We start from the raw sequence: 22,214 nt of genomic DNA, 5'->3' as shown, positions 1-22,214 counted from the left end.
ATAACTCGCTTTCACGTCACCATCCCGCGCCAGATCACCTCGATCGCGGCCCGCATCCGCTCGACCACGGCAGGATCGTTGACCCGGTCGCCGCGCACGACGAGCTGGTAGTACGCGACGCCGGCGATCGCATCGAAGCAGGCTTCGACGTCGAGGTCGGGGCGCAGCTCGCCCCGCGCCATCCCCACCCGGAGTGCGTTCTGCAGCGGCACCCGGCGCCGCGACACGTGCGATTCCCAGTAGGTCCGCTGCAGGGCACGGTCGGCCATCACCAGGCGGATGCGCTGCCGGAACCGCTCCTCGGAGTATCCGGGAGCCGAGGGGGCGACACCGTCGGCACCGAGTCCGAGCCCCGCGAGCAGGATCTCGTGCAGGTCGGCATCGGCGGGATACTCCGGCGGCACCTCGCGGCCGACGTCGAGCGCCGCGGCGATCAACAGGGTGAGTGAGGGCCAGCGCCGATACAGTGCCGCCCGGCTCACCCCGCTGCGGGCGACCACGCGCGACACCGTGACCTCGTCGCCCGCGTCGATGATGTCGAGCGTCGCCGCGACGATCTGCCCGTCGAGGTCTTCGTCACGCGGACGACCGGGGCGGCGGCGAACCGCAGCCCCGGCATCCGCCGTCAGAACCGTCACGCGGCGAGCGCCCGCTCGCGCAGCCGGGCGATCGTGGCATCCGACAGCCCCGCGGCGCGCAGCGGGGTCAGCGGGTCGCCGTGCTGTGCACGAAGGGTGTCGAGCAGGCTGCGCATCGACACGTCCATCGATCCCTCCAGCAGCGACGAGGTCTTCCCGAGCGCGTCGGCGTCGAAGCCCAGCGCCTTCCACATCGCCCCCATCACGGGTGCGGTGCGCGCCATGATCGCGACCATGTTGTCGCCCGTGCGGGCGTAGTCGGTGACGATGTCGTCGTCGGCGGCGCCGAGGGCGAGCAGCAGCATCGCCGCCAGCACACCCGTACGATCGCGACCCGCTGCACAGTGGAAGGCCGCAGCCCCCGGTGTGTAGGCGATGACGTTGAGCGCGATCACGAGCTGCGGCGCTGCTCCATCGACCATGCGCTGGTACATCAGGCCCATCGCCTCATGCGTGAGAGCGGGCTTGTCGCGGTCCATCGACTCCCCGACATCCGCGATCAGGGGCAGGTGGTGGTACGCGACCAGATGCTCGCCCAGCGGTCCACGCCCCGTCACCGAGACCTCGAGCGGCGAGCGCAGGTCGATGATGGCGGTGAGTCCGCCCGCGATGAGCTCGTCCGCGACCTGTTCGGTCACGTAGGCGAGGTCGTCGGTGCGGATGGCGAGCCCCTCGCGGAGCACACCGCCGTCGATCGCGATGCCGCCGAGATCGCGCAGGTTGACCGGTGCGCTGAGGACGAGGTCGGTGTCGATGAGGGTCATGTGATTCTCCTTCGGATGAGGGCGCTGCCCTGGTCGATCGCCGTGACGAGCACGATGATGCAGATGATGATGGCGCTGAGGTGGCCGTAGTCGTACATGCGCATGGCGGTGGTCAACTCCAGACCGATGCCGCCGGCGCCGACCAGGCCGAGGATCGTCGCCCCGCGCACGTTCCCCTCGAACAGCAGCAGTGTGTACGAAGTGAGCAGGGGCGCGGCCTGCGGCAGGATGCCGTACTGGATGACCTGCCGCTTCGAGGCGCCGACCGCCTCCATCGCGACGACCGGTCCGCGGTCGACCTGCTCCATCGCCTCGGCGAAGATCTTGCCGATCGAGCCGATGGACCCCAGCGTCATGGCGAGGATGCCGGCGAAGGGCCCGAGCCCGACCGCCGAGACGAACATGAGCGCGAACACCAGGTCGGGCACCGAGCGGATGATGTTCATCATCCAGCGCGTCGGGTAGTACAGCCACTTCGGCGCGAGGGTGGACGTGGCCCCGAATGCGACGATGAGCGACAGCACCGCGCCGAGCACCGTGCCGACGACCGCCATCTGGAACGTCTCGAGCAACAGCGCGAGGATGGTGCCGATCTTCGAGAAGTCGGGCGGGAACAGGCGCGACAGGAACTCACCCATGTTGATCGCGCCCTCGCCGAGCTTCACGAAGTTGAACTCGGCGCCGTTGAACGACCAGAGCAGCAGCAGGAACGCGACCGGCAGGCCGATCAGGAAGCGGGCGCGCGGCACCCGGAAGGCGCTCTCGAGCCGGGCACGCTCGGCCGAATCGAGCGCGGGGCGCGCGCGGTCCGGTCGGTGCGGTCTGCGCGCGGTTCAGTGGTCGTGCTCATCGCCGTCCTCCTCGTCGTCGTACAGCGGGCTGAGGGCGGCGGCATCCAGTTGCGAGGTCGCGCCCGAGACGAGCATCTCGCCGTGCCGCAGCCCCACGATCCGGTCGCTGTGCGCGAGAGCGAGGGGCAGCACGTGCAGGCTCACCAGCACCGGGATGCCGTCGTGCGTCGCGATCTCGCGCAGCAGTTCGAGCACCGAGCCCGCGAGCTTCGGGTCGAGCGAGGCGACCGGCTCGTCGGCCAGGATCACCTTCGGCTGCTGCATGAGCGCCCGGGCGATCGCCACCCGCTGCTGCTGTCCGCCCGAGAGCGAGCGGGCGGGGGCGGACGCCTTGTGCGCGATGCCGACCCGGTCGAGCAGTTCGAGCGCCCGACGGCGGTGCGCGGTCGAGAAACCACCGGCCAGGTTGATCGGCCCCGCGCCGTGCAGCGTGCCCGTGAGCACGTTGGTCATGACGCTGAGCCGGGGGATCAGGTTGAACTGCTGGAACACCTGCCCGACCTCGGAACGCAGCGTGCGCAGCTCGCCGCGGGCGAGATTCGTGACGTCGTGCCCGGCGACCCGCACCGTGCCGGCCGAGATGGGCGCGAACCCGGTCAGACTGCGCATCAGGGTCGACTTGCCCGAACCGGAGGCCCCGAGCAGAGCCACCATCTCGCCCGGGAACAGGTCGAGGTCGACGCCGTCGAGCACGGTGTTCTCGTCGTACGCCACCTGGAGGCCGCGCACGGTCACGAGCGGCAGCGCCTGGCGCAGCTCGGCGGTGGGGGTGCGCGTTTCGTCTCGTCGCTGCGCTCCTCGCTCAACGACCGGAGGCACCTCGTGCGCTCCTCGCTCAACGACCGGAGGCACCTCGTGCGCTCCTCGCTCAACGACCGGAGGCACCTCGTGCGTTGAGCGAGCGGAGCGAGACGAAACGCTCGACAGGGTCACTTGAGGTCCTTGAGCTCGACACCGGCGACAGCCGCGATCTCCGCGAAGGACTCGAAGTCCGCTCCGTCGGGGTCGACCGTCTGCGGGGCCGCAGCGAACGCCCCGTAGGCGCCGAGACGCTCGGCGTTCTCGGGCGAGAACACCTCGGCGATTCCGTCCTGGATCACCTTGCGGGTCTCGGCATCCAGCGACGGGCGGCCGAGCACGGCGCCCTGGATGTCCATCGCCGGACTCTCGCCCACCGCACGCCACTCGCCGTCCTCGAACGGGAACATCGGGGCGCCGAGCTCGGTGAGCATGACCGCGGTGCACGCGGCATCCACCTGGCCCTGCTCCAGCGCGGCGAAGCTGCCCTCGTGCCCGCCCGCGAAGATGGCCTCGTAGTCGGTGCCCTGCTCGAGCCCGGCCTCGTGCAGCATGTACACGGGCATGAAGTAGCCCGAGCTGGAGGCCTGGTCGGCGAACGCCACCGTCTTGCCCTCGAGGTCTTCGACGGTCTGGATGGGCGAGTCCTCGAGCACGACACAGGTCGTCACCGGCTTGCCGTCGCCCTGGAACGCGACCAGCGCGTCGACCTCTCCGGTGTTCACGGCGAGCGCGGACGGGAAGCCGCTCATGATGCCGATGTTGACGTGATCGGCGCGGATCGCCTCGACCACGCTCAGGTAGTCGGGCACATCCGTGATCTCGACATCGCGGCCGGTCGCCTTCTCGAGCAGTTCGGCGAACACCTCGACGGGGTTCTCGGCGGTGGGGTCTTCGCCGACGGGAATCGTGGCGATCGTGATGGGGGCGTCGGGATCGGCCGGGGCCGCCTCGGCGGTCGGGCTCTGGCATCCGGTGAGGGCGAGGGCGGCCACGCCCAGGAGGCCGACGACGGGCAGGGTGAAGCGGCGCATGATGACCTTTCGGGAGGAGACTCCTCGGAATTCCGAGAACATCGGTATTCCAACTCCCGAAGGTGACGGGCAATTACGAGACCGCCGTACTCCGAATGGAACGTCGGATGAACGGACGGTGTCGCAGACAGCCGAAGCGCGACAGCCGAAGCGGGGCAGCCCCCGAAGGGACTGCCCCGCCACGAGAGGAACCTACGGCAGCGCCGGGCCCCCTGGTCCCGCGCCCGGCACGGGGTAGTACACGGGCGGAGTGTCATCCCACGCCGACGGCAGCATCAGCAGGTCGTCATAGTGGTGCATGGCGATGCCGCCGAACGAGGCGTCGTCCTGGAACGCCGCGTACGTCTTGTCGAGCTCGCCCTCGAGGTAGGTGCGTCCCTCCTCCCAGAACGTCACGGTCTCGGGGTCACCCGTGCCGGAGAGGTCCTTGGTCTCGATGCCGACCACGACCGAGTTCGGCTTGCCGATCTGGTTCGCGTAGTCGATCTCGTGCTGCGCCTGGGCGATGATGCCCGCACTGCCGTCGGCCGTGTCGCGGTAGTCCATGATCGCGATGTAGTCGGTCATGTCCTGGATGTGGTCGCTGAGCGGCTTCGTCTGGCCGTTCCAGGTGATCGACGTGCAGCAGGCCGAGGAGTCCAGCCAGCGCGGGATCGCGGGCCCGACCAGCACCGGCAGCCCGGAGGCGTCGCGGCGCTCGATGAGCGTGTCCAGGATCTCGAGCCACCGGTTCGGGAGCCCGCCGCTGCCGGGCAGCTTCCAGTCACTGAGGATGTACGGCTCGATGTCGACATTGATGCCGTCGAAGCGCGCGGACTCCGGCACGGCGAGGTTGTAGTCGAGGACCTTCTCGAACTCGTCGACCGCGAAGTGCTCGAACTGCTCCAGGGCGCCCAGATACGGCGGACGCGTGCCGCCGGCGACGGTGGCCTGCACGTGGTAGCCGCGGGCGCGGGCCCACTCCACGAACGCCACGACCTCGTCACGCGAGTCGCGCAGCATGTCGGTGGTGCCGTACTTGTCGACGCCGAGGTAGATCGTGCGGATGGGGTCGGACCCGAAGGTCGTGGTGTCGTCCATCACGGCGCCGAGGCGGTCGCGGGCGTCTTCATCGAACACGGCCTCGTAGGAGGCGCGCTCCCAGATCCACATCGCCCGGTCCTGGTCGTAGATCACGGGGGTCTCGGCGGTGGCTCCGCCGAGCGCGACGTAGGTGGTCGGCGCCTCGGAGGTGTGCCCCGACACGTCGGTCGCGCGGGCCTCGATGCTCGCGAACTCGGAACCTGCGACGGGGAAGGATGCCGCGTACTCGCATCCGCCCTGCGCCACAGCAGCCTGCCAGGCACCGCCGTTCACCCGCACCTCGACGGCGGACAGCGCGCGGTCGGATGCCACGTCGACGACCACGTCGAGCGAGGAGCCGGCATACGCGCCCTCGGTCGGCGAGACCACCGTGACGACCGGGCGGGATGCGGCCGGGTTGTCGACCTCGACGGCGAGGAACTCCGACCAGGTCGTGTAGAGGGTGGTGAGGTCACGGGCGCGCACCGCGAGGTCGAGTCGCCCGTCGCGGTCGGCGATGTCGAGGTCGATGGTCCACGTGCCGGCGGTGCCGGTGACCGGGATCGGGATCACCTCCTGCGCCCCCACGACGAGCACGAGCTCGGAGGTGTTCGCGAACGTCCCCTCCACCGTGAGCGTCGATCCGCTGACGGTGCCGCCGTCGACGGGCGAGGTGATCGCGAGCTCGGTCGTGACGGTCTCCGCAGAGGCGGCGCCGCCGGTGGCGACCACCCCTCCGGCGAGAAGGCTCGCGGCGACCAGCGCCGACAGCCAGCGTGTGCGTCTCATCGGTGTCTCCTTCCGCTCCGCCGGGCGCGGAGTCGTCGTGACTGCCACCGTGTCGCGCGGGCATCCGATGGTCAACGGAAGGTCAGCGAAGAGGAATGACTGGAGGAAGGAATCGGGCCTGCGCCGGCGTCGGCCCTGCACTTCGCTCGGCCGATCGCACGCGCGTCGGCCCTTTCGCACGGATGCGGCCGAGGGAAGCGCGATTCCCCGCAGCACGCGCCGCGAGTGCCCGACACCTTGCCGAACCGAGTCCGAATGAATACGGTTGCATAGCGAAGACTCACGGGCGTCCACGGGCCGAGGAGGGCGACATGGGAGCTTTCCCGAACACGCAGCCGCTGTTCGTGAGCCTGGCGCAACAACTCCGCGACCGCATCGCCGCCGGCGAGTGGTCCCGGGGCGAGCGGCTGCCACCGGAAGCGACTCTGGCCGCGACGCACGCGGTCGGCATCAACACCGTGCGGCGGGCGGTGGGGATGCTCGTCGACGACGGAGTGGTGGTCCGCCGCCAGGGCTCCGGCACGTACGTGTCGGCGCGCTGGGCCGGGACGAGTCCCGTGATCGGCGTGATCGTCCCGTCGCACAGCTACTACTTCCCCACCGTCGTGGAGGGGATCACGGAAGTGGCCCGGGCCGCGGGCGTCACCCTGCGCATCGTGTCGAGTGAGTACGACGACGCCCTCGAGATCCGTCGGATCCGGGAGCTCCTCGCCGCCGGATGCTCCGGACTCCTGATCACGCCCACCCTGCACCTGACCGACCCCACGGCGCGCCTCGACCTGCTGCGCGCCCTGCCGATCCCGGTGGTGCTCATGGAGCGGATGCCGACGGACTCACCGCCGGATGACGGGCTCTCGGCGGTGTGCACCGATGTCGTCGCGGGCGGGTATGCGGCCGTGCGGCACCTGGCGCGGCAGGGCCGTCGACGTATCGGATTCCTCGGTCGCCGCGACACCGCGACGGCCGACGCTGCGCTGCGCGGCTACCGGCGCGCGATCGACGGCCTCACCCTCGTCGACCTCCCGGACGCGGTGGTGCGTCGGGACTCGTGGGACGAGGCGGCACTCGCCGACTACGCGCACCGAGCGCGCTCGGCGGGACTCGACGGCGTCGTCTGCCTCGGCGACCGCGAAGCGACGGCACTCCTGCCGCACCTGAGAAGGGCGGGACTCTCCCTTCCTGATGACCTCGCGCTCGTCGCCTTCGATGATGAGGAGGCGGCGGATGCCCCGCTCCCCCTCACCGCCGTGTCACCGCCGAAGCGCGAGATCGGACGCCTCGCGGCGAGCACGCTACTGCGGATGCTGGGGCGCGGAGGCGACCGAACCCCGGTGCGGATGCTGCTGCAGCCGGTCGTGCGGGAGCGGGCGTCGAGCGCGCGTGCCCAACCCCGGGTCTTGCAACCGCTTGCATGATCGCGCCGCGCGTCATAGGTTGAAGTCAGGCCCGACCCCAGGGCCGATGATCGACCCGAGGATTCCCGTGCCCCACAGCCCGCGCCGCACCCTACCGCGCGCCCCCGTGCGCATCGTCCATCTCGGACTCGGTGCCTTCCACCGCGCACATCAGGCCTGGTACACCGCGCACGCCGACCCCGACCACGAGTGGGGCATCGCGGCGTTCACGGGTCGTTCGCCCGATGCCGCCGAGACGCTCATGCGACAGGACGACGTGTACACCCTCCTCACGCGCGGCGCGGAGGGCGACCATCTCGAGACCGTCGAGAGCATCGTGGCCGCGCACGACGGCGGTGACACCGACGCGCTGCGCGACTACCTCACCCGCCCCGAAGTCACGGTCGTCACGCTCACGGTCACCGAGAAGGGCTATCGACGCGGCGCGGACGGACGTCTCGACGTCACGGACCCCGACATCACCGCCGACATCTGTGCGCTGGGCGAAGCCTTCGCCGATCGGGAGAATCCACCGGGAGCGATCGCGAACGGCGTCCTGCGCACCATGCCCGCCCGCCTGCTCTGGGCGCTCGACGCCCGACGCCGCGCCCTGCCCGACAGCACGATCACGCTGATCCCGTGCGACAACCTCGACGACAACGGGACCGCACTCCGGTCCGTGGTCGGCGACCTCGCCGCGCTCACCTCCCCCTCCCTCGGCGCCTGGATCGACGCGCAGGTCGACGTGGTCGGCACGTCCGTCGACCGCATCACCCCGCGCACCACGGCAGACGACATCGACGCCGTCGCCGCACGCGAGGGCATCCGCGACGAGGCCCTGGTCGTAACCGAGCCCTTCCACAGCTGGATCCTGAGCGGACGCCTCCGCGCCGACCGTCCGCGCTGGGAAGATGCCGGGGCCTCCTTCGTGTCCGACATCGAACCGTTCGAGCAGCGCAAACTGTGGATGCTCAACGGCGCGCACTCCCTCCTCGCCTCCGACGGCATCCTGCGCGGACACGAGACCGTCGCCGAGGCCATCGCCGACCCGGAATGTGCAGCTCTCGTGCGCGACCTGTGGGATCTCGCCCAGCGGCGCCTCGATGCCGGCGCCGACAGAGCCGGCGTCGACCTCTACCTTCCCGCCTACCGGGCGGCGCTGCTCGAGCGATTCGCGAACCCCGCGATCGTGCACCGGCTGCGGCAGATCGCCGCGGACGGCAGTCTCAAGCTGCGTGCCCGCATCGTCGAGCCGGTGCGCCGCGCCCGCGCCGAGGGCGAGACAGGCGCGGCCGGCATCGCCGCGATCGCCGCCTGGGCCCGGTTCGTCATCGCCGAGGTCCAGGCAGGACGGCCGCTCGACGACGTCGCCGCGGAGGAGCTGGCCGCACGAGCATCCGCCGTCGATCCGCATCGCGCTCTGCTCGACCTGCTCGCACCCGATCTCGCCGCGGACCCCGCCGTGCTCGGGGTGCTCACCGACCACGCCCGCTGATCCACCCCCACTGGCTCCCACGCACGCGAAGAGCGCCGATCCCCAAGGACCGGCGCTCTTCGGCGTCTGCGGTGCATCAGCCCTTGACGGCACCAGCCATCATGCCCGCGCCCAGGCGACCCTGAACGAAGAGGAACAGGATGACCACGGGCACCGAGATCAGCGTGGCGCCCGCCATGATGCCGGCCCAGTCGGTGGCCGACAGCTCGCTGCTGAACGTCTGCAGCCACAGCGGCAGGGTGGCGTTGCCCGGCTTCGTCATCACGACGAGGGCCAGGGTGTACTCGTTCCATGCCTGCAGGAACGCGAAGACGGATGCCGTGACGATGCCCGGTCCGAGCAGCGGCAGCGTGACCCGCATGAACGCCCCGAACCGGCTGCAGCCGTCGACCATCGCCGCCTCTTCGAGCTCGGCCGGGATGCCGTGGATGAACCCGCGCAGCAGCCACACCGTGAACGGGACGACCGTGCCGATGTAGAGCAGCGACAGGCCGCCGACCGTGTTGAGCAGGTGCCAGCCGTCGAGCATGCGGAACTGCGAGATGAACAGTGCCTCGGTCGGGATCATCTGCACGATGAGCACGAGCAGGATGATGAGGCCGCCGCCCTTGAAGCGGAAACGGCTCACCGCGATGGCCGCGAAGAACCCGAACAGCACGGCGACCACGACCACGATGGCCGTCACGCCCGCACTCATGCCGAGCGCCGACCAGAAACCGCCATCGGCGAGGATGCTCCCGAAGCTGTCGAAGCTCAGCGGGAACGGGAAGAACCGCGGCGTGCGCGAGAACAGCTCTTCGTTGTCCGAGAGCGCGGTGTTCACCATCCAGTAGATCGGGAAGACGAGCAGCAGCGCGGCGGCCACGGCGACGCCGTTCCAGGTGCGCCGGCGGGCGTCGTTGCGATTGCCGATGGTCCGGCGCGAGCGCGGCGGCACGACGGCGGCGATGTCGGTGGTCCTGGTCATGGTCGGGGCACTCATTCCGAGACCTCCTTCTGCTGGGCGAACATCTTCGCGATGTACTTCCAGGTGAGCAGCAGCGTGAGGATGAGCACGATCGTCGCGAGAGCCGACGCGTCGCCGTACTCGCCCTGGCCGATGCCGATCCGGTAGATGTAGGTGCCGAGGAGGTTGGTCTCCTCGATCGAGACGCCCGCCTGCTGCAGCACGTAGATCTGCGTGAACACGCGCAGGTCCCACACGATCTGCAGGAGTCCGACGATCATGACCGCCGGGGTGATGAGGGGCATCGTGACGTGCCGGAAGCGTGTCCAGGGACCGGCCCCGTCGAGCTCCGCCGCCTCGAGCACCTCGGTGGGCACCTGGGTGAGGGCGGAGTAGATCATGAACACGATCAGGGGCAGGCTGCCCCAGATCACGGTGATCGCGGCGATCGTGAACACGCCCATCGGAGTGGAAGTCCACGGGAAGCCGGCCATGTCGGAGAGGCCGATGCGCGCGAGGATCCAGTTCACCAGGCCGTAGCGGGCGTCGAACAGCCACTGCCAGATGACCATGGTCACCAGCGCCGGCGTCGCCCACACGAGCAGCAGCGTCACCTGCAGGGCGATGCGGGCCCAGCTGCTCACCTTCGTCAGCAGCAGCGCGATCAGCATGCCGATCACCATCGACAGCGACGCGCACACGGCGCAGAAGAGCACGGAGCGGAAGAACACGACCCACATGTTGGGGTCGGTCAGGATCCTGCCGTAGTTCGCCAGGCCCACCCATTCGGGCTCCTGGCCGAACTGCTGCGCCAGCCCGAACTTCTGCAGCGACATCACGAACTGCTGCAGCAGCGGCCAGCCGAGGGCGATCAGCACCGCCGCGAGGAGCGGCGCGATCAGCAGGTACGGGAGCAGCGCTCCCCGCGCGCGGCGCGGCCGCGTGCGGGGAGCGGGCTGCTGCGGGGACGCCTCGGGGGCGACCTCGACATCGATCACGGGAGTGGTCATCATCAGTCGCCGTTGAGGGTCGCTTCGATCTTCGCGCCGATGCGCGTGACCACCTCGTCGATGTCCTCACCCTTGGCGATCGCCGAGTACAGGTCGACCGGGATGTTGTTGCCCTCCACGATCGCCCAGTTCGGCGCCGCCGGGGTGAGGGCGCTCGTCTCGGCGATCTGCTGCTGCAGCTCGGCGTCGACGATGCCGTCGGGGATGGCCGACGCGAAGGTGGTGTTGCCGGGGACCCAGCCGGAATCCTCGGCGAGCTGGGTCATGAAGTCCTCGCTGAGGATCAGCTTCATGGCCTTCTTCGCGAGCTCCTGCTGCGACGACTTCGCGGCGATGCCGACATTGGAGCCGCCGAGGAACTGGTGGCTCTCGCCGCCGGCCTCGACCGGGGGAAGCGCCATCACACCGGTGACGTCGGCGAGCTCGGGAGAGATGCTGTCCTGCGCGAACACGCGGTAGGAGAACATCGCGACCTCGCCGTTGTTGTACGGAACCCAGGGGTTGCCTGCGGTCTCCTTCGCGTCGAGCGCGCCGAGGGCCGAGCCCTGCCAGATGGTCTGCATCTGCTCGAGCGCGGCCTTGGCCTCGGGGGTGTCGAGTCCGCTGACCCAGGCGCCGTCCTTCTCCTCGGCGTAGTTCGCGCCGTGGGAGAACAGCCAGCCCTCGAGCCCGTGCACGTCGACGACGGGGAAGTAGATGCCCTTGAAGCCCTCGACACCGTCGGGGTTCGCCTGCTGCACCGTGGCGGCTGCGGCGACCAGGTCGTCGAGCGTCTCGGGAGCGGCGATGCCCGCCTTCTCGAGCAGATCGGTGCGGTAGAAGACGACGCTGGTGCCCGCGTAGAGCGGGTAGGCGTAGGTCTTGCCGTCGAGGGTCGCCTGATCGACGAAGCTCGGGATCAGGTCGTCGCCGTCGACCTCGTCGTACAGGTCGGAGATGTCGGCGAGCGCCCCGACGTTCGCGAACGTCGCGGTCTTGGTGTTGCCGATCTCGACGATGTCGGGGGTCTCGGACTCGCTCGCGAGCGAGGTCTGGAGCCGGGAGACGATGTCATCCCAGGGCTGCATCTCCACCGTCAGCGTGGAGCCGGGGTTCTGGGCGGCGAACTCTTCTTCGAGCCACGCGACCGCATCCTCGGACACGGAGTCCTGCATGAGCCACACGCGGAGGTCTCCGCTGTCGGCGTCGCCTCCGTCGTTCCCGGTGCCTGAGCTGCAGCCGGTGACGGCCAGCACCGCGGCCAGTGAAGCGGCCGCTGCGATCACAGTGCGTCTTGCCATTCTCGTTCCTCCATGGTCTTCCTCGACGGGCCCGAAAGGCGCCCGATGAACGGGTGGTTCAACCGTTTCTCACGCTAACGTGCAAACGGTTGCATTACAATAGCTTCTTCGTTGAAGAGGGTGTAACGGTTGTGTTTCTGTTTGATTACCAGGGATAAGTCAGTGCGTGCGGGTAGCGCGATGCAGCGGCCACGACCTTCGGGGGCGTGATCACTGCACCGCGTTGCACAGCCTCAGACGGCGATGGCAGCCGTGGCGCGTGCGACGGTCTCCAGCACCGCGATCGGGGCGAGCAGCTGCGCCGTGGGGATCGGCGCTGCCCCCGCCGCGAGCATGCCGGCGAACGCATCCACGCCGGGCTGCACGTAGTCGGCACCCAGCACGATGTCGCGGCTGATGACCCCGTGGCCGCCGACGGCCGTCGCGCGGAACGGCACCTGGCCGTCGCCGTCGGGGCGGATGAACTCGAGCGTGACGAGCACGCCGCCGACCCGGTAGCGGGCGACGACCCCTCCCGGCAGGCGCTGCACGTCGATGTCCTCGGGCTGCCCCGGCACGAGACGCTGCGCCACGTCGGCGATGTGGATGCCGTAGAAGAAGATGCCGCTGTACGGACTGGCCGCATCCGCGGGTCCGGTCACGGTGACCGCCTGCAGCTCGCCGATCGATCCGAGGCCCTCGGCGATCGCGTCGGTGTCGGCCACCCAGCGCAGCGCCGACGACGAGGTGAGCACCGTGCCACCACGCTCGGCCGCCGCGACGATCTCCTGCGCATCGGCGACGCTCGCCGCCAGCGGCTTGTCGACCCAGACCGGCGTTCCCGCCTCGAGGAACGGCACGGCGTGCGCACGGTGCAGCGCCCCGTCGCGCGAGGTGACGATGAGCGCGTCGATGCTGCCGAGCAGGTCGCCCGACTCGGCGACGATCCGCTCGATGCCGCCGAGCTCCGCGAGCTCGCGCGTGCGGTCGTCCTCGCCCGCGACGAGCGCCACCACACGCACCGGCACGTCATCCGGCCGCTCGACGTTGAGGTAGCGGATGATCTCCTCGGCGTGGCTGTTCTCGATGCCGACGATCGCGACGTTCTTCGTTTCCATGTCTCTCATCCTCTTTCACTCGTGGAGGTCGACGGGACGACCGGTGCGGGCGGACTCGTACACGGCGAGCACCACCTGCAGCGCCCGGCGGCCGTCGTCGGTGGTGATGGCGGGGCGACCGCCGCTGCGGATCGCCCGCACGACGTCGAGGTACTGCCGGCGATGCGCCATGTCGACGTCGCTCCACCCCTCCGGCACATCGTGCTCGACGAGCGAGTCGGCATCGGGCTGCGACGCGGTGGCCGAGGCGAAGAAGGCGAGCCCGTCGTTCTCCATCACCGCGGTGCCCTGCGAGCCGTGCACGGCGAGGCGCACCGGAAGCCCCGGGTACGCCGCGGTGCTGGCGAGCAGCAGCCCGATGGCGCCGCTCTCGAACTCGATCGTGGCGCCCGCGACATCCTCCACCTCGATGCCCTCGTGCGCGAGACGGCCGGTCTTCGCGCTCACCGACACCGGGGTGCCGAGCATCCACAGCAGCAGGTCCAGCGCGTGGATCCCCTGGTTCATGAGTGCACCGCCGCCGTCGATCGCCGCGGTGCCGCGCCAGTCTCCGGACTCGTAGTACTCCTGCGGGCGGAAGAACGCCGACTCCACGACACCCGATGTCACGCGTCCGAGCGCGCCCTCGTCGATGGAGCGGCGGATGAAGGAGGCCACCGGCTGGAAGCGGCGCTGACTGATGACCGAGACCGTGCGTCCGGAGGCGCCTTCGGCGGCCCGCACCCGATCGGCGGATTCGAGCGTGACGTCGATCGGCTTCTCGACGATCACGTCCACCCCCGCGTCGAGGGCGGCGACCACCGCATCGGCGTGGAAGGCGCTGGGCAGGCAGATCGCGGCGAGGTCGACGCTCTCGGCGCGATAAGCCTCGGCGGCCGACGCGTGGAACGGCACGCCGTACTGCTCGGCGAGCGCACGCCCGCGCGCCTCGTCGAGGTCGACGATCGCGGCGAGCACGCCGGCGTCGCCGAGAGCCGCGACGAGACGCGCGTGGACGGCGCCGATCACCCCGGCGCCGACGATCGCGATGCGCAGCGGTTCGGTCATGATGTCTCCTGTCGTGGGGGTGGATGCCGGAGGTGTCGGCGCAGTCGGCGGGGCTCGGTCAGCGAGTCTCAGTCGGCCGGGCGCGACCAGGCCAGCGCGGTGCCGCCCTGGTCGGCGGATGCCTGGGCGAGGAGGGCGAGTCGGGTCGGGGCGAGCGAATCCCGCGTTCCGACCTCGGGGGTGCGCCCGTCGGCGAAGGCGTCGAGTGCCTCTTCGGCCGGACGTCGTCCCGGCGGCAGATCGAGCGCGCGGGTCGGCTGATCGTCGGTGGTGACCTCGACGCGGCCGCGGGCCCAGAAGATCTCCGCGGTCCCGCGGGTGCCGACCAGGCGCAGCCGGTAGTCGCCGTGCACGTCGGAGGCCTGCGGGGTGAGCCAGCTCACCTCGGCGGAGACGACGGTGTTCGGCGTCGTGAGGGTGGCCGAGCCGTAGCGCGTGAATCCCTGGGCGCCGTCGAGCGGGGCCGACACGGCTCCCCGGATCACGCCCTCGTCGGCCGGCGCGAACAGGAGCGCGGCGTCGAGGTCGTGCACCGACAGGTCGGTCAGGATGCCGCCGTACTGCGCCGGGTCGAAGAACCAGCCCGGGCGCTGGGCGCGGTTGAGCTTGTGCGGGCCCGAGGAGGTGACACCGACGATGTCGCCCAGCTCTCCGGCGCGCACGACGTCGAGTGCGGCGAGCGTCTCGGGGTAACCGCGCTTCTCGAGCAGCAGGTTCACGGTGCGGTCGACCTCGGAGGCCACGGCCTCGATCTCGTCGAGCTCGGCGAGCGAGGTGCACAGCGGCTTGTCGGCCAGCACATGGGCACCGGCACGGAGCGCGGCGACGGCATCGGCGCCACGCGCTCCGTAGACACCGGCGATCACGGCGACGTCGACGCCCTCGGCGAGCAGATCCTCGGCGCGGTCGAAGGCGGGCACGCCGAAACGGGCGGCGTGATGCGCGGCGACAGCAGGGTCGGAGTCCTGCACGCCGACGAGCTCGAACGCGGCGCGGTCGGCGCGGGTCAGCTCGTCGAGCACGTAGTCCACGTGCGGATGGGCGGCACCGATGATCGCGATCCGAGGCATGGGCGACAGTAAATCATGCGACCGGTTGCATGGTCAACCGCCGATCGTGTGCGCAGCCTCCGTGGTGGCCCGGACGACGAGGTGCGTGGCGATCGTCACGCGGGCATCCGAGCGCTCCCCGCTGGCGAGCACGCCGAGCAGCAGCTCGGCCGCCGCATCGCCCGCCGCCGCCGACGCGGCCGAGATCGTGGTGAGGGCCGGATGCGTGCCGGAGGCGAGGGTGTCATCGCATCCGATCACGCTGATGTCGCGGGGAACGTCGATGCCGCGCAGCGCGAGCCCCGCCATCACGCCCTGGGCGACCACGTCGTCGAAGGCGATCACAGCCGTCGCCTCGGAGGCGAGGATGCCGCCGACCGCGTCGCGTCCGCCGGCCGAGCTCGGGCGCCCCAGCTCCTGCACGATGACCTCGAGTCCCGCGCGCCCGGCGGCCCGGGCGAGGGCGGCCCGGCGCTGCTGGTCCGACCACGACTCGCGCGGCCCCGACAGGTAGACCACGCGGGTGTGGCCGAGGCGGTGGAGGTGCGCGACAGCCTCGTCGAGGCCTCCGCTCGGATCGATCAGCACCCGCGCCAGGCCCTCGATGTCGCGGTTCACGAGCACCACGGGGCGCGAGGCGTCGAGCTCGCGGATGCGGTCCTCGTCGAGGCGCGGGGAGGCCAGGACGAAGCCCTCGACCTGGGCACTGAGGCGCGAGGTGAGGTTGGCCTCGCGGTCGGCGATCTCGTCGGAGTCGCCGAGGAACACCGCGTAGCCGGCGGCGTCGGCCAGCGTCTGCACGCGCCGCACGAGCGGCGGGAAGAACGGGTTGGCGATGTCGGGGACGACCACGGCGACGTTGCCGAAGCGACCGGTGGAGAGAGCGCGCGCGGCGTGGTTCATGACGTAACCGAGCTCGTCGGCCGCGGCTTTGACGCGTCGCACCGTCTCGGGGTTCAGCAGCTCGGGGCGGCTGAACGCGCGGGAAACCGTCGACCGCGAGACACCGGCCACGCGGGCGATGTCGCCGATCGTCACCGACGTCGATGCCGTCTTCCTGTTGCCTGTCACGTCACACACACTAAGCCCGTGCACCGTGGCTGCGCGCGTGCGAACCCTCGGGAATCTCCTCCCGGGGGCGGCGAGAACGCGGAACGGATTCCATTCGGGGGCTTGACTTTGCAAGCGGTTGCATTAATCTTGCGAATCATGAGCACGACGACGTTCGCCCTGCATGCCCACCCCGACCGCGCCGCGATGGGCGCTGCCGCCGCGCGATCGGCGGCGCGCACGCTGCGCGAAGCCGTGGCCGCTCGCGGCACCGCTCGGATGATCGCCGCCGCCGCCCCCAGCCAGCTCGACGTGTACCGAGCCCTCACCGCCGAGCCCGACGTGCCGTGGGACCGCATCACGATCCTGCACATGGACGAGTACCTCGATCTCGACCCCGCGGCTCCCCAGCGCTTCGGCAACTGGCTGCGCACCCACCTCGTCGATGCGGTGCAGCCCGCCGCGTTCCACCCCATGCGCACCGAGCTCGGCGCCCAGGCGGCGACCGAGGAGTACGCGGCCCTGCTCACCGAAGGGCCCATCGACCTGGTGTGCCTCGGCATCGGCGTGAACGGCCACATCGCGTTCAACGATCCGCCCGACGCCGACCTCGGCGACCCGTGCCCCGTGCGCGTGGTGCAGCTCGACCTCGCCAGCCGCGTGCAGCAGGTCGACGACGACTGCTTCGATACGCTCGAGGCCGTGCCCACCCACGCACTGACGCTGACCATCCCGGCGCTGATGAACGGCGCCCACCTCGTGTGCGCCGTGCCCGATGCCCGCAAGGCCGAGGCCGTGCGCGCCCTGGTCGAAGAGCCGATCAGCTCGCACTGGCCGTGCACCGTGCTGCGGCGGCACCCGCACTGCGAGGTGCACGTCGACCGCGACGCGGCGTCGCTGCTGCATCCCGCACCGGCCGTGGCGGCCCCGGCGGTGCGATGACCGCGCGCACGCTGCACGGTCGCGACGCCCTCGGAGCGGGCGGGCTGGAGGTCGTCGTCGAGCACGGCCGGATCAGCGCGCTCACCCCGACCGCGGACCCCGGTGACGGCGCCCCGTGGATCGGACCCGGACTGATCGACCTGCAGGTCAACGGCCATCTCGACGGCGACGCCAATGCGGCAGAGCCCTCGGCGGCCCACATCGCGGCGATGGCACAGTCTCTCGCCGCCCACGGCGTCACGCGATTCCTGCCGACCGTCATCACCGCCTCGCCCGCCGAGATGCTCGCCCGCATCCGTGCGATCGACGAGGCCGTGCGCACCTCGACCGCGACCTCGCGCGCGGTCGCCGGCATCCACGTCGAGGGTCCGAGCCTCTCGGAGCAGGACGGCCCCCGCGGCGTGCATCCGCTCGCGCACATCCGCCCGCCGGCCATCGCCGAGCTGCAGACCTGGCTCGACGCCGCTCCCGGCCTGCTCCGGGTCGTGACCCTGTCTCCGCACCATCCGGGGTCGGTCGAGGCCACGCGCTTCCTCGTCGCGCACGGCGTGCGGGTCGCGGTCGGGCACACCCACGCGACGGATGCCGAGATCACCGCGGTCGTCGACGCCGGTGCCACGCTCTCGACGCACCTCGGCAACGGCGCGCATGCGGTGCTCCCCCGGCATCCGAACTACCTGTGGACGCAGCTCGCCGAGCGCCGGCTCGCCGCCGGTGTCATCGCCGACGGCCACCACCTGCCCGATGCCACGCTCGCGACCATGATCGCCGCGAAGCGCGACCACGGCGTCTTCCTCGTGAGCGACGCCGTCGCCACCCCGACGGCCCTGCGGGAGAACGGCGTCTCGACGGTCGGCGGGGGCGTGCACCTCGCCGACGACGGAGCGCTGCGGCACGTGGCGACCGGGTTCCTCGCGGGATCCGTGCAGACCCTCGACGTCGGCGTCGCCACGGTCGCCCGCCTGACCGGTTCACTGTCGGCGGCGCTGCGGCTCGCGACCTCGGCACCCGCATCCGTCCTCGGAGACGGCCCGCACTGGACGGTCGGCGCCCGCGCCGACGTGCTGCTCTTCGACTGGGCGCCCGGCGAGCTTTCGATCACGCCACGTGAGGTGCTGATCGCCGGCGAACCCGCCACCGACATGACCGACGCACCCGCAGCCGCAGGAGGAAACCGATGACCATCGACAGGGCTGACGTGATCGTCACAAGTCCGGATCGCAACTTCGTGACGCTGAAGATCACGACCGCCGACGGGGTGACGGGGCTGGGCGATGCGACGTTGAACGGCCGCGAGCTCGCCGTCGTCGCGTATCTGACCGAGCACGTGGTGCCGTTGCTGATCGGGGCGGACGAGTCGCGCATCGAGGACACCTGGCAGTTCCTGTACCGCAGCGCGTACTGGCGGCGGGGCCCGGTGACGATGGCCGCGATCGCCGCAGTGGACATGGCGCTGTGGGACATCAAGGGCAAGGTCGCCGGTCTCCCGGTGTACCAGCTGCTCGGGGGAGCGTCGCGGAACGGCCTGATGGCGTACGGACACGCGTCGGGCAAGGAACTGCCGGAGCTGTTCGACTCGATCCGCGCGCACCAGGAACAGGGATACAAGGCCATCCGCGTGCAGACCGGGGTGCCCACGTTGAAGGCGATCTACGGGATCGCCGCACAGGGGGCCGATGTCGGCGATGCGTCGGTGCGGTACGACCACGAGCCCGCCCGCCGCGGCGCGAAGCCGGTGGAGGAGGACTGGGACACCCGCGCCTACCTCAACCACCTCCCCGGGGTGTTCGAGGCCGTGCGGAACGAGTTCGGTCCCGACATCCCGCTGCTGCACGACGGCCACCACCGGATGACCCCCATCCAGGCCGCCCGGCTCGGCAAGGATCTCGAGCCGTACGACCTGTTCTGGCTGGAGGACTGCACGCCCGCCGAGAACCAGGAGGCACTGCGACTCGTGCGCCAGCACACCACCACCCCGCTCGCGATCGGGGAGATCTTCAACACGGTGTGGGACTTCAAGGACATCATCCGCGACCAGCTCATCGACTACGTCCGCGGAGCCGTCACCCACATGGGCGGCATCACCGCACTGAAGAAGACGCTCGACTACGCGGCGATGTACCAGATCAAGTCGGGCATGCACGGGCCGACCGACATCTCTCCGGTCGGCATGGCCGCCGCGATGCACCTGGGACTGTCGATCCACAACTTCGGCATCCAGGAGTACATGCAGCACGGCGCCCGCACCGACCAGGTCTTCCAGCAGTCGTTCACCTGGACCGACGGATACCTGCACCCCGGGAACAAGCCCGGACTCGGCGTCGAGCTCGACGTCGACGAAGCGGGCAAGTACCCCTACGAGCAGGCCTACCTCCCCTACAACCGCCTCCTCGACGGCACCGTCCACGACTGGTGAACGGTGGGTGGTCGCGCCCGTGAGCGACCCCGGGCGCGACCACCCCGCGCAGTAGGCTGAACGCATCATGGACGAGTTCATCCAGGGCTTCTGGAACTTCGCGGGCAACTACTGGTGGCTCATCTTCCCCATCATGGGGATGGCCGGCGGTGCCGCGAAGGCGTGGGAGCAGGGTTCCAAGCGCCGGCACGAGCGCCGCCTGGAGACTCTTCGCATGAAGGCGCAGCTGAAGACGGCCGAGATCGAGGCGCGTGCGCTCACCCAGCAGGCCAAGCGCCGCGGCCCTTCGGTGGTCGACACCACGGCATCCGTCGTCCCGAACGACCTGGTCGCGCGCCTGTTCGCCGAGCACGACGAGATCACCGCACGCTGGCTCGACTACGAACTCGACGTCGCGAAGCTCATCGCCTTCCCCGCCATGAGCGACGGCCGTCAGCCGCTGACCGCCGCGTTCCTGCGCACCAAGAAGACGGCGGATGCGCTGCGTCCGGCATCCGCCGAGGCGAAGGTGTCGGAGCAGCAGATCACCGAGTACCTGCAGGCGGTGGGCGACTACGCGGTCGCATTCGAGATCGCCGAGAAGGATGCCCGGCGTCTGCGCGACTCGACGTTCACCGCGCCGGAGCGCAAGCGACTGGAACGGGCTCAGCAGCTGCTCAAGGTCGCGGTCGACGAGTCGGCCACGCAGGCAGAGCGCAACGTCGCGTACAAGCGCGTGCGCGAAGAGCTCGACGGCCTCATCCTGCTCTCCGACGACGCCGTCACGGTGCTCGAGAAGCAGGTGGCGAAGGAGATCTCCGCCCCGGAGACGGCCACCCCGGAGCCCGAGCGGATGCCGCTCCCCCTCCGCGACGAGAAACCCCGAGACGCGAGCACATCCGCGGGCCCCGCCCGCATCCCGCCTCTGCCGGGCGACGACGACGGAGGCATGCCGCGGTGATCACTCGGTTCGAAGAGCTCGACTGGCAGACGACGCCGATCGGCGACCTCATGCTGCGCCGGCGCACGGAGCCGGCGGTCGGGCAGGAGATCTACGAGGTCAAGCTCGGCGACGAATACCTGATGTCGAGCCTGTTCACGGTGGCAGAGGAAGAGCTCGCGAATCTGGGGCTCGCCGCGGTGGTCGGCGACGACCTCTCGGTCCTGGTCGGCGGGCTCGGGCTCGGCTACACCGCCGTCGCGGCGCTGCGCGATGCGCGGGTGGCATCGCTCACGGTGATCGATCGACTGGGCGCCGTGATCGGCTGGCACGAGCGCAAGCTCCTGCCCGCGTCGGCGGAACTCGTCGAGGATGCGCGTACGAGTCTGGTCGAGGACGACTTCTTCGCCGTCATGCGGTCGGCACCCGCTGAGGGGCACCGCGGGTATTCGGCCATCCTCCTGGACGTCGACCACTCTCCGCGCCACCAGCTCGACCCGACGCACGCCGACCTCTACGACGCCGCCGGTCTGCGTGCGCTCGACCGTCATCTCGCCGCGGGCGGGGTCTTCGCCCTGTGGTCGGATGATCCGCCCGACGACGAGTTCATGGTCGAGCTGAACGCCGTGTTCGATGACGCCGTCGCCCACATCGTCGATTTCGACAATCCCGTGACCGACGGGGTCTCGTCGAACACCGTGTACGTCGCGCGCAGTCGTGGAGCGGGCTCCGTGTCGCTCGACGCCGCCGGGCGCACCCAGCCGAGAGAGGAAGCATGACCCCGGAGAACGTCACCGGTCCCGTCGCCCGTCACGCCGAAGGTCCCGTGTGGTGGCCGGGCTGGGGTGGACTGCGGTGGGTCGACGGGGAGGCCGGCGATCTGCTGACGCTGGGCACCGACGGCGTGACGCGGCAGCACATCGACGACGAGTACCTGGCCTTCGCGCGACCGCGCACCAACGGCGGCCTGGTGGCGGTCGGCGCCCGCACGCTCTACCTCGCTGATGACGTCGACGGCGAGACGCGCGCCGTGGCGACCCTGCATGAAGATCCGCACGTGCGCATGAACGACGGATGCTGCGACCCGCGCGGTCGCCTGCTCGCAGGTTCCATGGCCTACGACGCCGCACCGGACGGCGGATTCGTGCTGCGGCTCGACGCGGAGCTCGCGGTCTCGACTGTGCTGCCTCGGGCGACGATCTCGAACGGCATCGGCTTCTCGCCCGACGGCCGCCGCGCCTACTACGTCGACACCGCCACCCACCGCATCGACGTTTTCGACGTGGCCGAGGGTGAGCTGCGCGGACGGCGGGCATTCGTCTCGATCCCCGAGGAGCACGGGTCCCCGGACGGACTGACGGTCGCCGCAGACGGCAGCGTGTGGGTGGCCCTCTGGGGCGGCAGTGCCGTGCACGGCTACGACGCGACCGGAGCGCTCGTGCAGACGATCGAGCTCCCCGTGCCGCAGGTGTCGGCGTGCACGTTCGGCGGCGACGACCTCGACACGCTCTACATCACGACGTCAGCGCAGGGCCTCCCCGACGACCACGGCACCGAGGCGGGTTCGGTGTTCGCCGTGCAGCCCGGAGTGCGCGGGCTGCCGGTCACGCTGTTCGCCGGCTGAGCGGGGCGC

General features: G+C 70.4%; 21 protein-coding genes. 8 read left to right on the top strand and 13 right to left on the bottom strand.

What is annotated here, in order from left to right; all coding sequences use genetic code 11:
- Positions 1-11 precede the first annotated feature (11 nt).
- The 6 genes from ACCO44_RS01270 to ACCO44_RS01245 form a co-directional block, all read right to left on the bottom strand.
- On the bottom strand, positions 12-638 hold the full coding sequence (locus tag ACCO44_RS01270; RefSeq protein ID WP_372467932.1) for a TetR/AcrR family transcriptional regulator C-terminal ligand-binding domain-containing protein: 627 nt from the start codon (positions 636-638) through the stop codon (positions 12-14).
- Positions 635-1,402: a tyrosine-protein phosphatase gene (locus ACCO44_RS01265; RefSeq protein WP_372467931.1), complete on the bottom strand. Its 768-nt coding sequence runs from the start codon at positions 1,400-1,402 to the stop codon at positions 635-637. The genes ACCO44_RS01270 and ACCO44_RS01265 overlap by 4 nt, the downstream gene beginning before the upstream one ends.
- Positions 1,399-2,151: a phosphonate ABC transporter, permease protein PhnE gene (gene phnE, locus ACCO44_RS01260; protein ID WP_372467930.1), complete on the bottom strand. Its 753-nt coding sequence runs from the start codon at positions 2,149-2,151 to the stop codon at positions 1,399-1,401. The genes ACCO44_RS01265 and phnE overlap by 4 nt, the downstream gene beginning before the upstream one ends.
- 84 nt (positions 2,152-2,235) lie before the next feature.
- The gene (locus ACCO44_RS01255; RefSeq protein ID WP_372467929.1) at positions 2,236-3,072 is read right to left on the bottom strand and encodes a phosphonate ABC transporter ATP-binding protein; all 837 of its coding nucleotides are present in this window, start codon (positions 3,070-3,072) and stop codon (positions 2,236-2,238) included.
- 110 nt (positions 3,073-3,182) lie between these two features.
- Positions 3,183-4,085: a phosphate/phosphite/phosphonate ABC transporter substrate-binding protein gene (gene phnD, locus ACCO44_RS01250; RefSeq protein WP_372467928.1), complete on the bottom strand. Its 903-nt coding sequence runs from the start codon at positions 4,083-4,085 to the stop codon at positions 3,183-3,185.
- A 192-nt stretch (positions 4,086-4,277) separates the two neighbouring features.
- Positions 4,278-5,936 (bottom strand): hypothetical protein, encoded by a 1,659-nt coding sequence (locus tag ACCO44_RS01245; protein ID WP_372467927.1) that lies wholly within the window; start codon positions 5,934-5,936, stop codon positions 4,278-4,280.
- Between the two features lie 311 nt (positions 5,937-6,247).
- Between ACCO44_RS01245 and ACCO44_RS01240 the strand changes: the two genes are divergently transcribed.
- Positions 6,248-7,351, top strand: a complete 1,104-nt coding sequence (locus ACCO44_RS01240; RefSeq protein WP_372467926.1) for a GntR family transcriptional regulator — start codon at positions 6,248-6,250, stop codon at positions 7,349-7,351.
- 67 nt (positions 7,352-7,418) lie between these two features.
- Positions 7,419-8,825: a mannitol dehydrogenase family protein gene (locus tag ACCO44_RS01235; RefSeq protein WP_372467925.1), complete on the top strand. Its 1,407-nt coding sequence runs from the start codon at positions 7,419-7,421 to the stop codon at positions 8,823-8,825.
- Between the two features lie 76 nt (positions 8,826-8,901).
- Here ACCO44_RS01235 and ACCO44_RS01230 read toward each other — a convergent pair whose 3' ends face one another.
- From ACCO44_RS01230 to ACCO44_RS01200, 7 genes are all read right to left on the bottom strand, one after another.
- A complete protein-coding gene (locus ACCO44_RS01230; RefSeq protein ID WP_372467924.1) occupies positions 8,902-9,807 on the bottom strand; it encodes a carbohydrate ABC transporter permease in 906 nt (301 codons plus the stop codon).
- Positions 9,804-10,784, bottom strand: coding sequence for a carbohydrate ABC transporter permease (locus ACCO44_RS01225; protein ID WP_372467923.1), 981 nt, complete (start codon positions 10,782-10,784; stop codon positions 9,804-9,806). The genes ACCO44_RS01230 and ACCO44_RS01225 overlap by 4 nt, the downstream gene beginning before the upstream one ends.
- Entirely contained in the window at positions 10,784-12,061 is a 1,278-nt protein-coding gene (locus ACCO44_RS01220; protein WP_372467922.1) for an extracellular solute-binding protein, read from the bottom strand. The genes ACCO44_RS01225 and ACCO44_RS01220 overlap by 1 nt, the downstream gene beginning before the upstream one ends.
- A 233-nt stretch (positions 12,062-12,294) precedes the next feature.
- Positions 12,295-13,158 carry a Gfo/Idh/MocA family protein gene (locus ACCO44_RS01215; RefSeq protein WP_372467921.1) on the bottom strand — a complete coding sequence of 288 codons (864 nt, stop codon included), beginning with the start codon at positions 13,156-13,158 and terminating at the stop codon, positions 12,295-12,297.
- Between the two features lie 15 nt (positions 13,159-13,173).
- Positions 13,174-14,205 carry a Gfo/Idh/MocA family protein gene (locus ACCO44_RS01210; protein ID WP_372467920.1) on the bottom strand — a complete coding sequence of 344 codons (1,032 nt, stop codon included), beginning with the start codon at positions 14,203-14,205 and terminating at the stop codon, positions 13,174-13,176.
- A gap of 68 nt (positions 14,206-14,273) precedes the next feature.
- Positions 14,274-15,275, bottom strand: a complete 1,002-nt coding sequence (locus ACCO44_RS01205) for a Gfo/Idh/MocA family protein (RefSeq protein WP_372467919.1) — start codon at positions 15,273-15,275, stop codon at positions 14,274-14,276.
- 33 nt (positions 15,276-15,308) lie between these two features.
- Positions 15,309-16,325, bottom strand: coding sequence for a LacI family DNA-binding transcriptional regulator (locus ACCO44_RS01200; protein ID WP_372467918.1), 1,017 nt, complete (start codon positions 16,323-16,325; stop codon positions 15,309-15,311).
- Positions 16,326-16,463: 138 nt separating this feature from the next.
- Between ACCO44_RS01200 and ACCO44_RS01195 the strand changes: the two genes are divergently transcribed.
- The 6 genes from ACCO44_RS01195 to ACCO44_RS01170 all read left to right on the top strand — a co-directional run bounded on the left by ACCO44_RS01195 (position 16,464) and on the right by ACCO44_RS01170 (position 22,205).
- The gene (locus ACCO44_RS01195; protein ID WP_372467917.1) at positions 16,464-17,246 is read left to right on the top strand and encodes a 6-phosphogluconolactonase; all 783 of its coding nucleotides are present in this window, start codon (positions 16,464-16,466) and stop codon (positions 17,244-17,246) included.
- The gene (locus ACCO44_RS01190) at positions 17,243-18,427 is read left to right on the top strand and encodes an N-acetylglucosamine-6-phosphate deacetylase (RefSeq protein ID WP_372467916.1); all 1,185 of its coding nucleotides are present in this window, start codon (positions 17,243-17,245) and stop codon (positions 18,425-18,427) included. The genes ACCO44_RS01195 and ACCO44_RS01190 overlap by 4 nt, the downstream gene beginning before the upstream one ends.
- Entirely contained in the window at positions 18,424-19,662 is a 1,239-nt protein-coding gene (gene manD, locus ACCO44_RS01185; RefSeq protein ID WP_372467915.1) for a D-mannonate dehydratase ManD, read from the top strand. Before ACCO44_RS01190 ends, manD begins: the two co-directional genes overlap by 4 nt.
- Before the next feature lie 67 nt (positions 19,663-19,729).
- A complete protein-coding gene (locus ACCO44_RS01180) occupies positions 19,730-20,602 on the top strand; it encodes a hypothetical protein (RefSeq protein WP_372467914.1) in 873 nt (290 codons plus the stop codon).
- Positions 20,599-21,360 (top strand): spermidine synthase, encoded by a 762-nt coding sequence (locus tag ACCO44_RS01175; protein ID WP_372467913.1) that lies wholly within the window; start codon positions 20,599-20,601, stop codon positions 21,358-21,360. The genes ACCO44_RS01180 and ACCO44_RS01175 overlap by 4 nt, the downstream gene beginning before the upstream one ends.
- Positions 21,357-22,205, top strand: a complete 849-nt coding sequence (locus ACCO44_RS01170; RefSeq protein ID WP_372467912.1) for an SMP-30/gluconolactonase/LRE family protein — start codon at positions 21,357-21,359, stop codon at positions 22,203-22,205. The genes ACCO44_RS01175 and ACCO44_RS01170 overlap by 4 nt, the downstream gene beginning before the upstream one ends.
- Positions 22,206-22,214 lie beyond the last annotated feature (9 nt).

This window comes from Microbacterium maritypicum (genome assembly GCF_041529975.1).
GTDB lineage: Bacteria > Actinomycetota > Actinomycetes > Actinomycetales > Microbacteriaceae > Microbacterium.
The sequence above is the reverse complement of the archived record's forward strand: the minus strand, read 5'-3'. Positions and strand labels throughout refer to the sequence as shown.

Coding starts and splice junctions, on each gene's coding strand:
- ACCO44_RS01205 (WP_372467919.1), bottom strand. CDS start 15,275: ATGCCTCGGATCGCGATCATCGGTGCCGCCCATCCGCACGTGGACTAC.
- ACCO44_RS01180 (WP_372467914.1), top strand. CDS start 19,730: ATGGACGAGTTCATCCAGGGCTTCTGGAACTTCGCGGGCAACTACTGG.
- ACCO44_RS01230 (WP_372467924.1), bottom strand. CDS start 9,807: ATGAGTGCCCCGACCATGACCAGGACCACCGACATCGCCGCCGTCGTG.
- phnD (WP_372467928.1), bottom strand. CDS start 4,085: ATGCGCCGCTTCACCCTGCCCGTCGTCGGCCTCCTGGGCGTGGCCGCC.
- ACCO44_RS01265 (WP_372467931.1), bottom strand. CDS start 1,402: ATGACCCTCATCGACACCGACCTCGTCCTCAGCGCACCGGTCAACCTG.
- ACCO44_RS01220 (WP_372467922.1), bottom strand. CDS start 12,061: ATGGCAAGACGCACTGTGATCGCAGCGGCCGCTTCACTGGCCGCGGTG.
- ACCO44_RS01225 (WP_372467923.1), bottom strand. CDS start 10,784: ATGATGACCACTCCCGTGATCGATGTCGAGGTCGCCCCCGAGGCGTCC.
- ACCO44_RS01210 (WP_372467920.1), bottom strand. CDS start 14,205: ATGACCGAACCGCTGCGCATCGCGATCGTCGGCGCCGGGGTGATCGGC.
- ACCO44_RS01190 (WP_372467916.1), top strand. CDS start 17,243: ATGACCGCGCGCACGCTGCACGGTCGCGACGCCCTCGGAGCGGGCGGG.
- ACCO44_RS01245 (WP_372467927.1), bottom strand. CDS start 5,936: ATGAGACGCACACGCTGGCTGTCGGCGCTGGTCGCCGCGAGCCTTCTC.
- ACCO44_RS01240 (WP_372467926.1), top strand. CDS start 6,248: ATGGGAGCTTTCCCGAACACGCAGCCGCTGTTCGTGAGCCTGGCGCAA.
- ACCO44_RS01170 (WP_372467912.1), top strand. CDS start 21,357: ATGACCCCGGAGAACGTCACCGGTCCCGTCGCCCGTCACGCCGAAGGT.
- manD (WP_372467915.1), top strand. CDS start 18,424: ATGACCATCGACAGGGCTGACGTGATCGTCACAAGTCCGGATCGCAAC.
- ACCO44_RS01195 (WP_372467917.1), top strand. CDS start 16,464: ATGAGCACGACGACGTTCGCCCTGCATGCCCACCCCGACCGCGCCGCG.
- ACCO44_RS01215 (WP_372467921.1), bottom strand. CDS start 13,158: ATGGAAACGAAGAACGTCGCGATCGTCGGCATCGAGAACAGCCACGCC.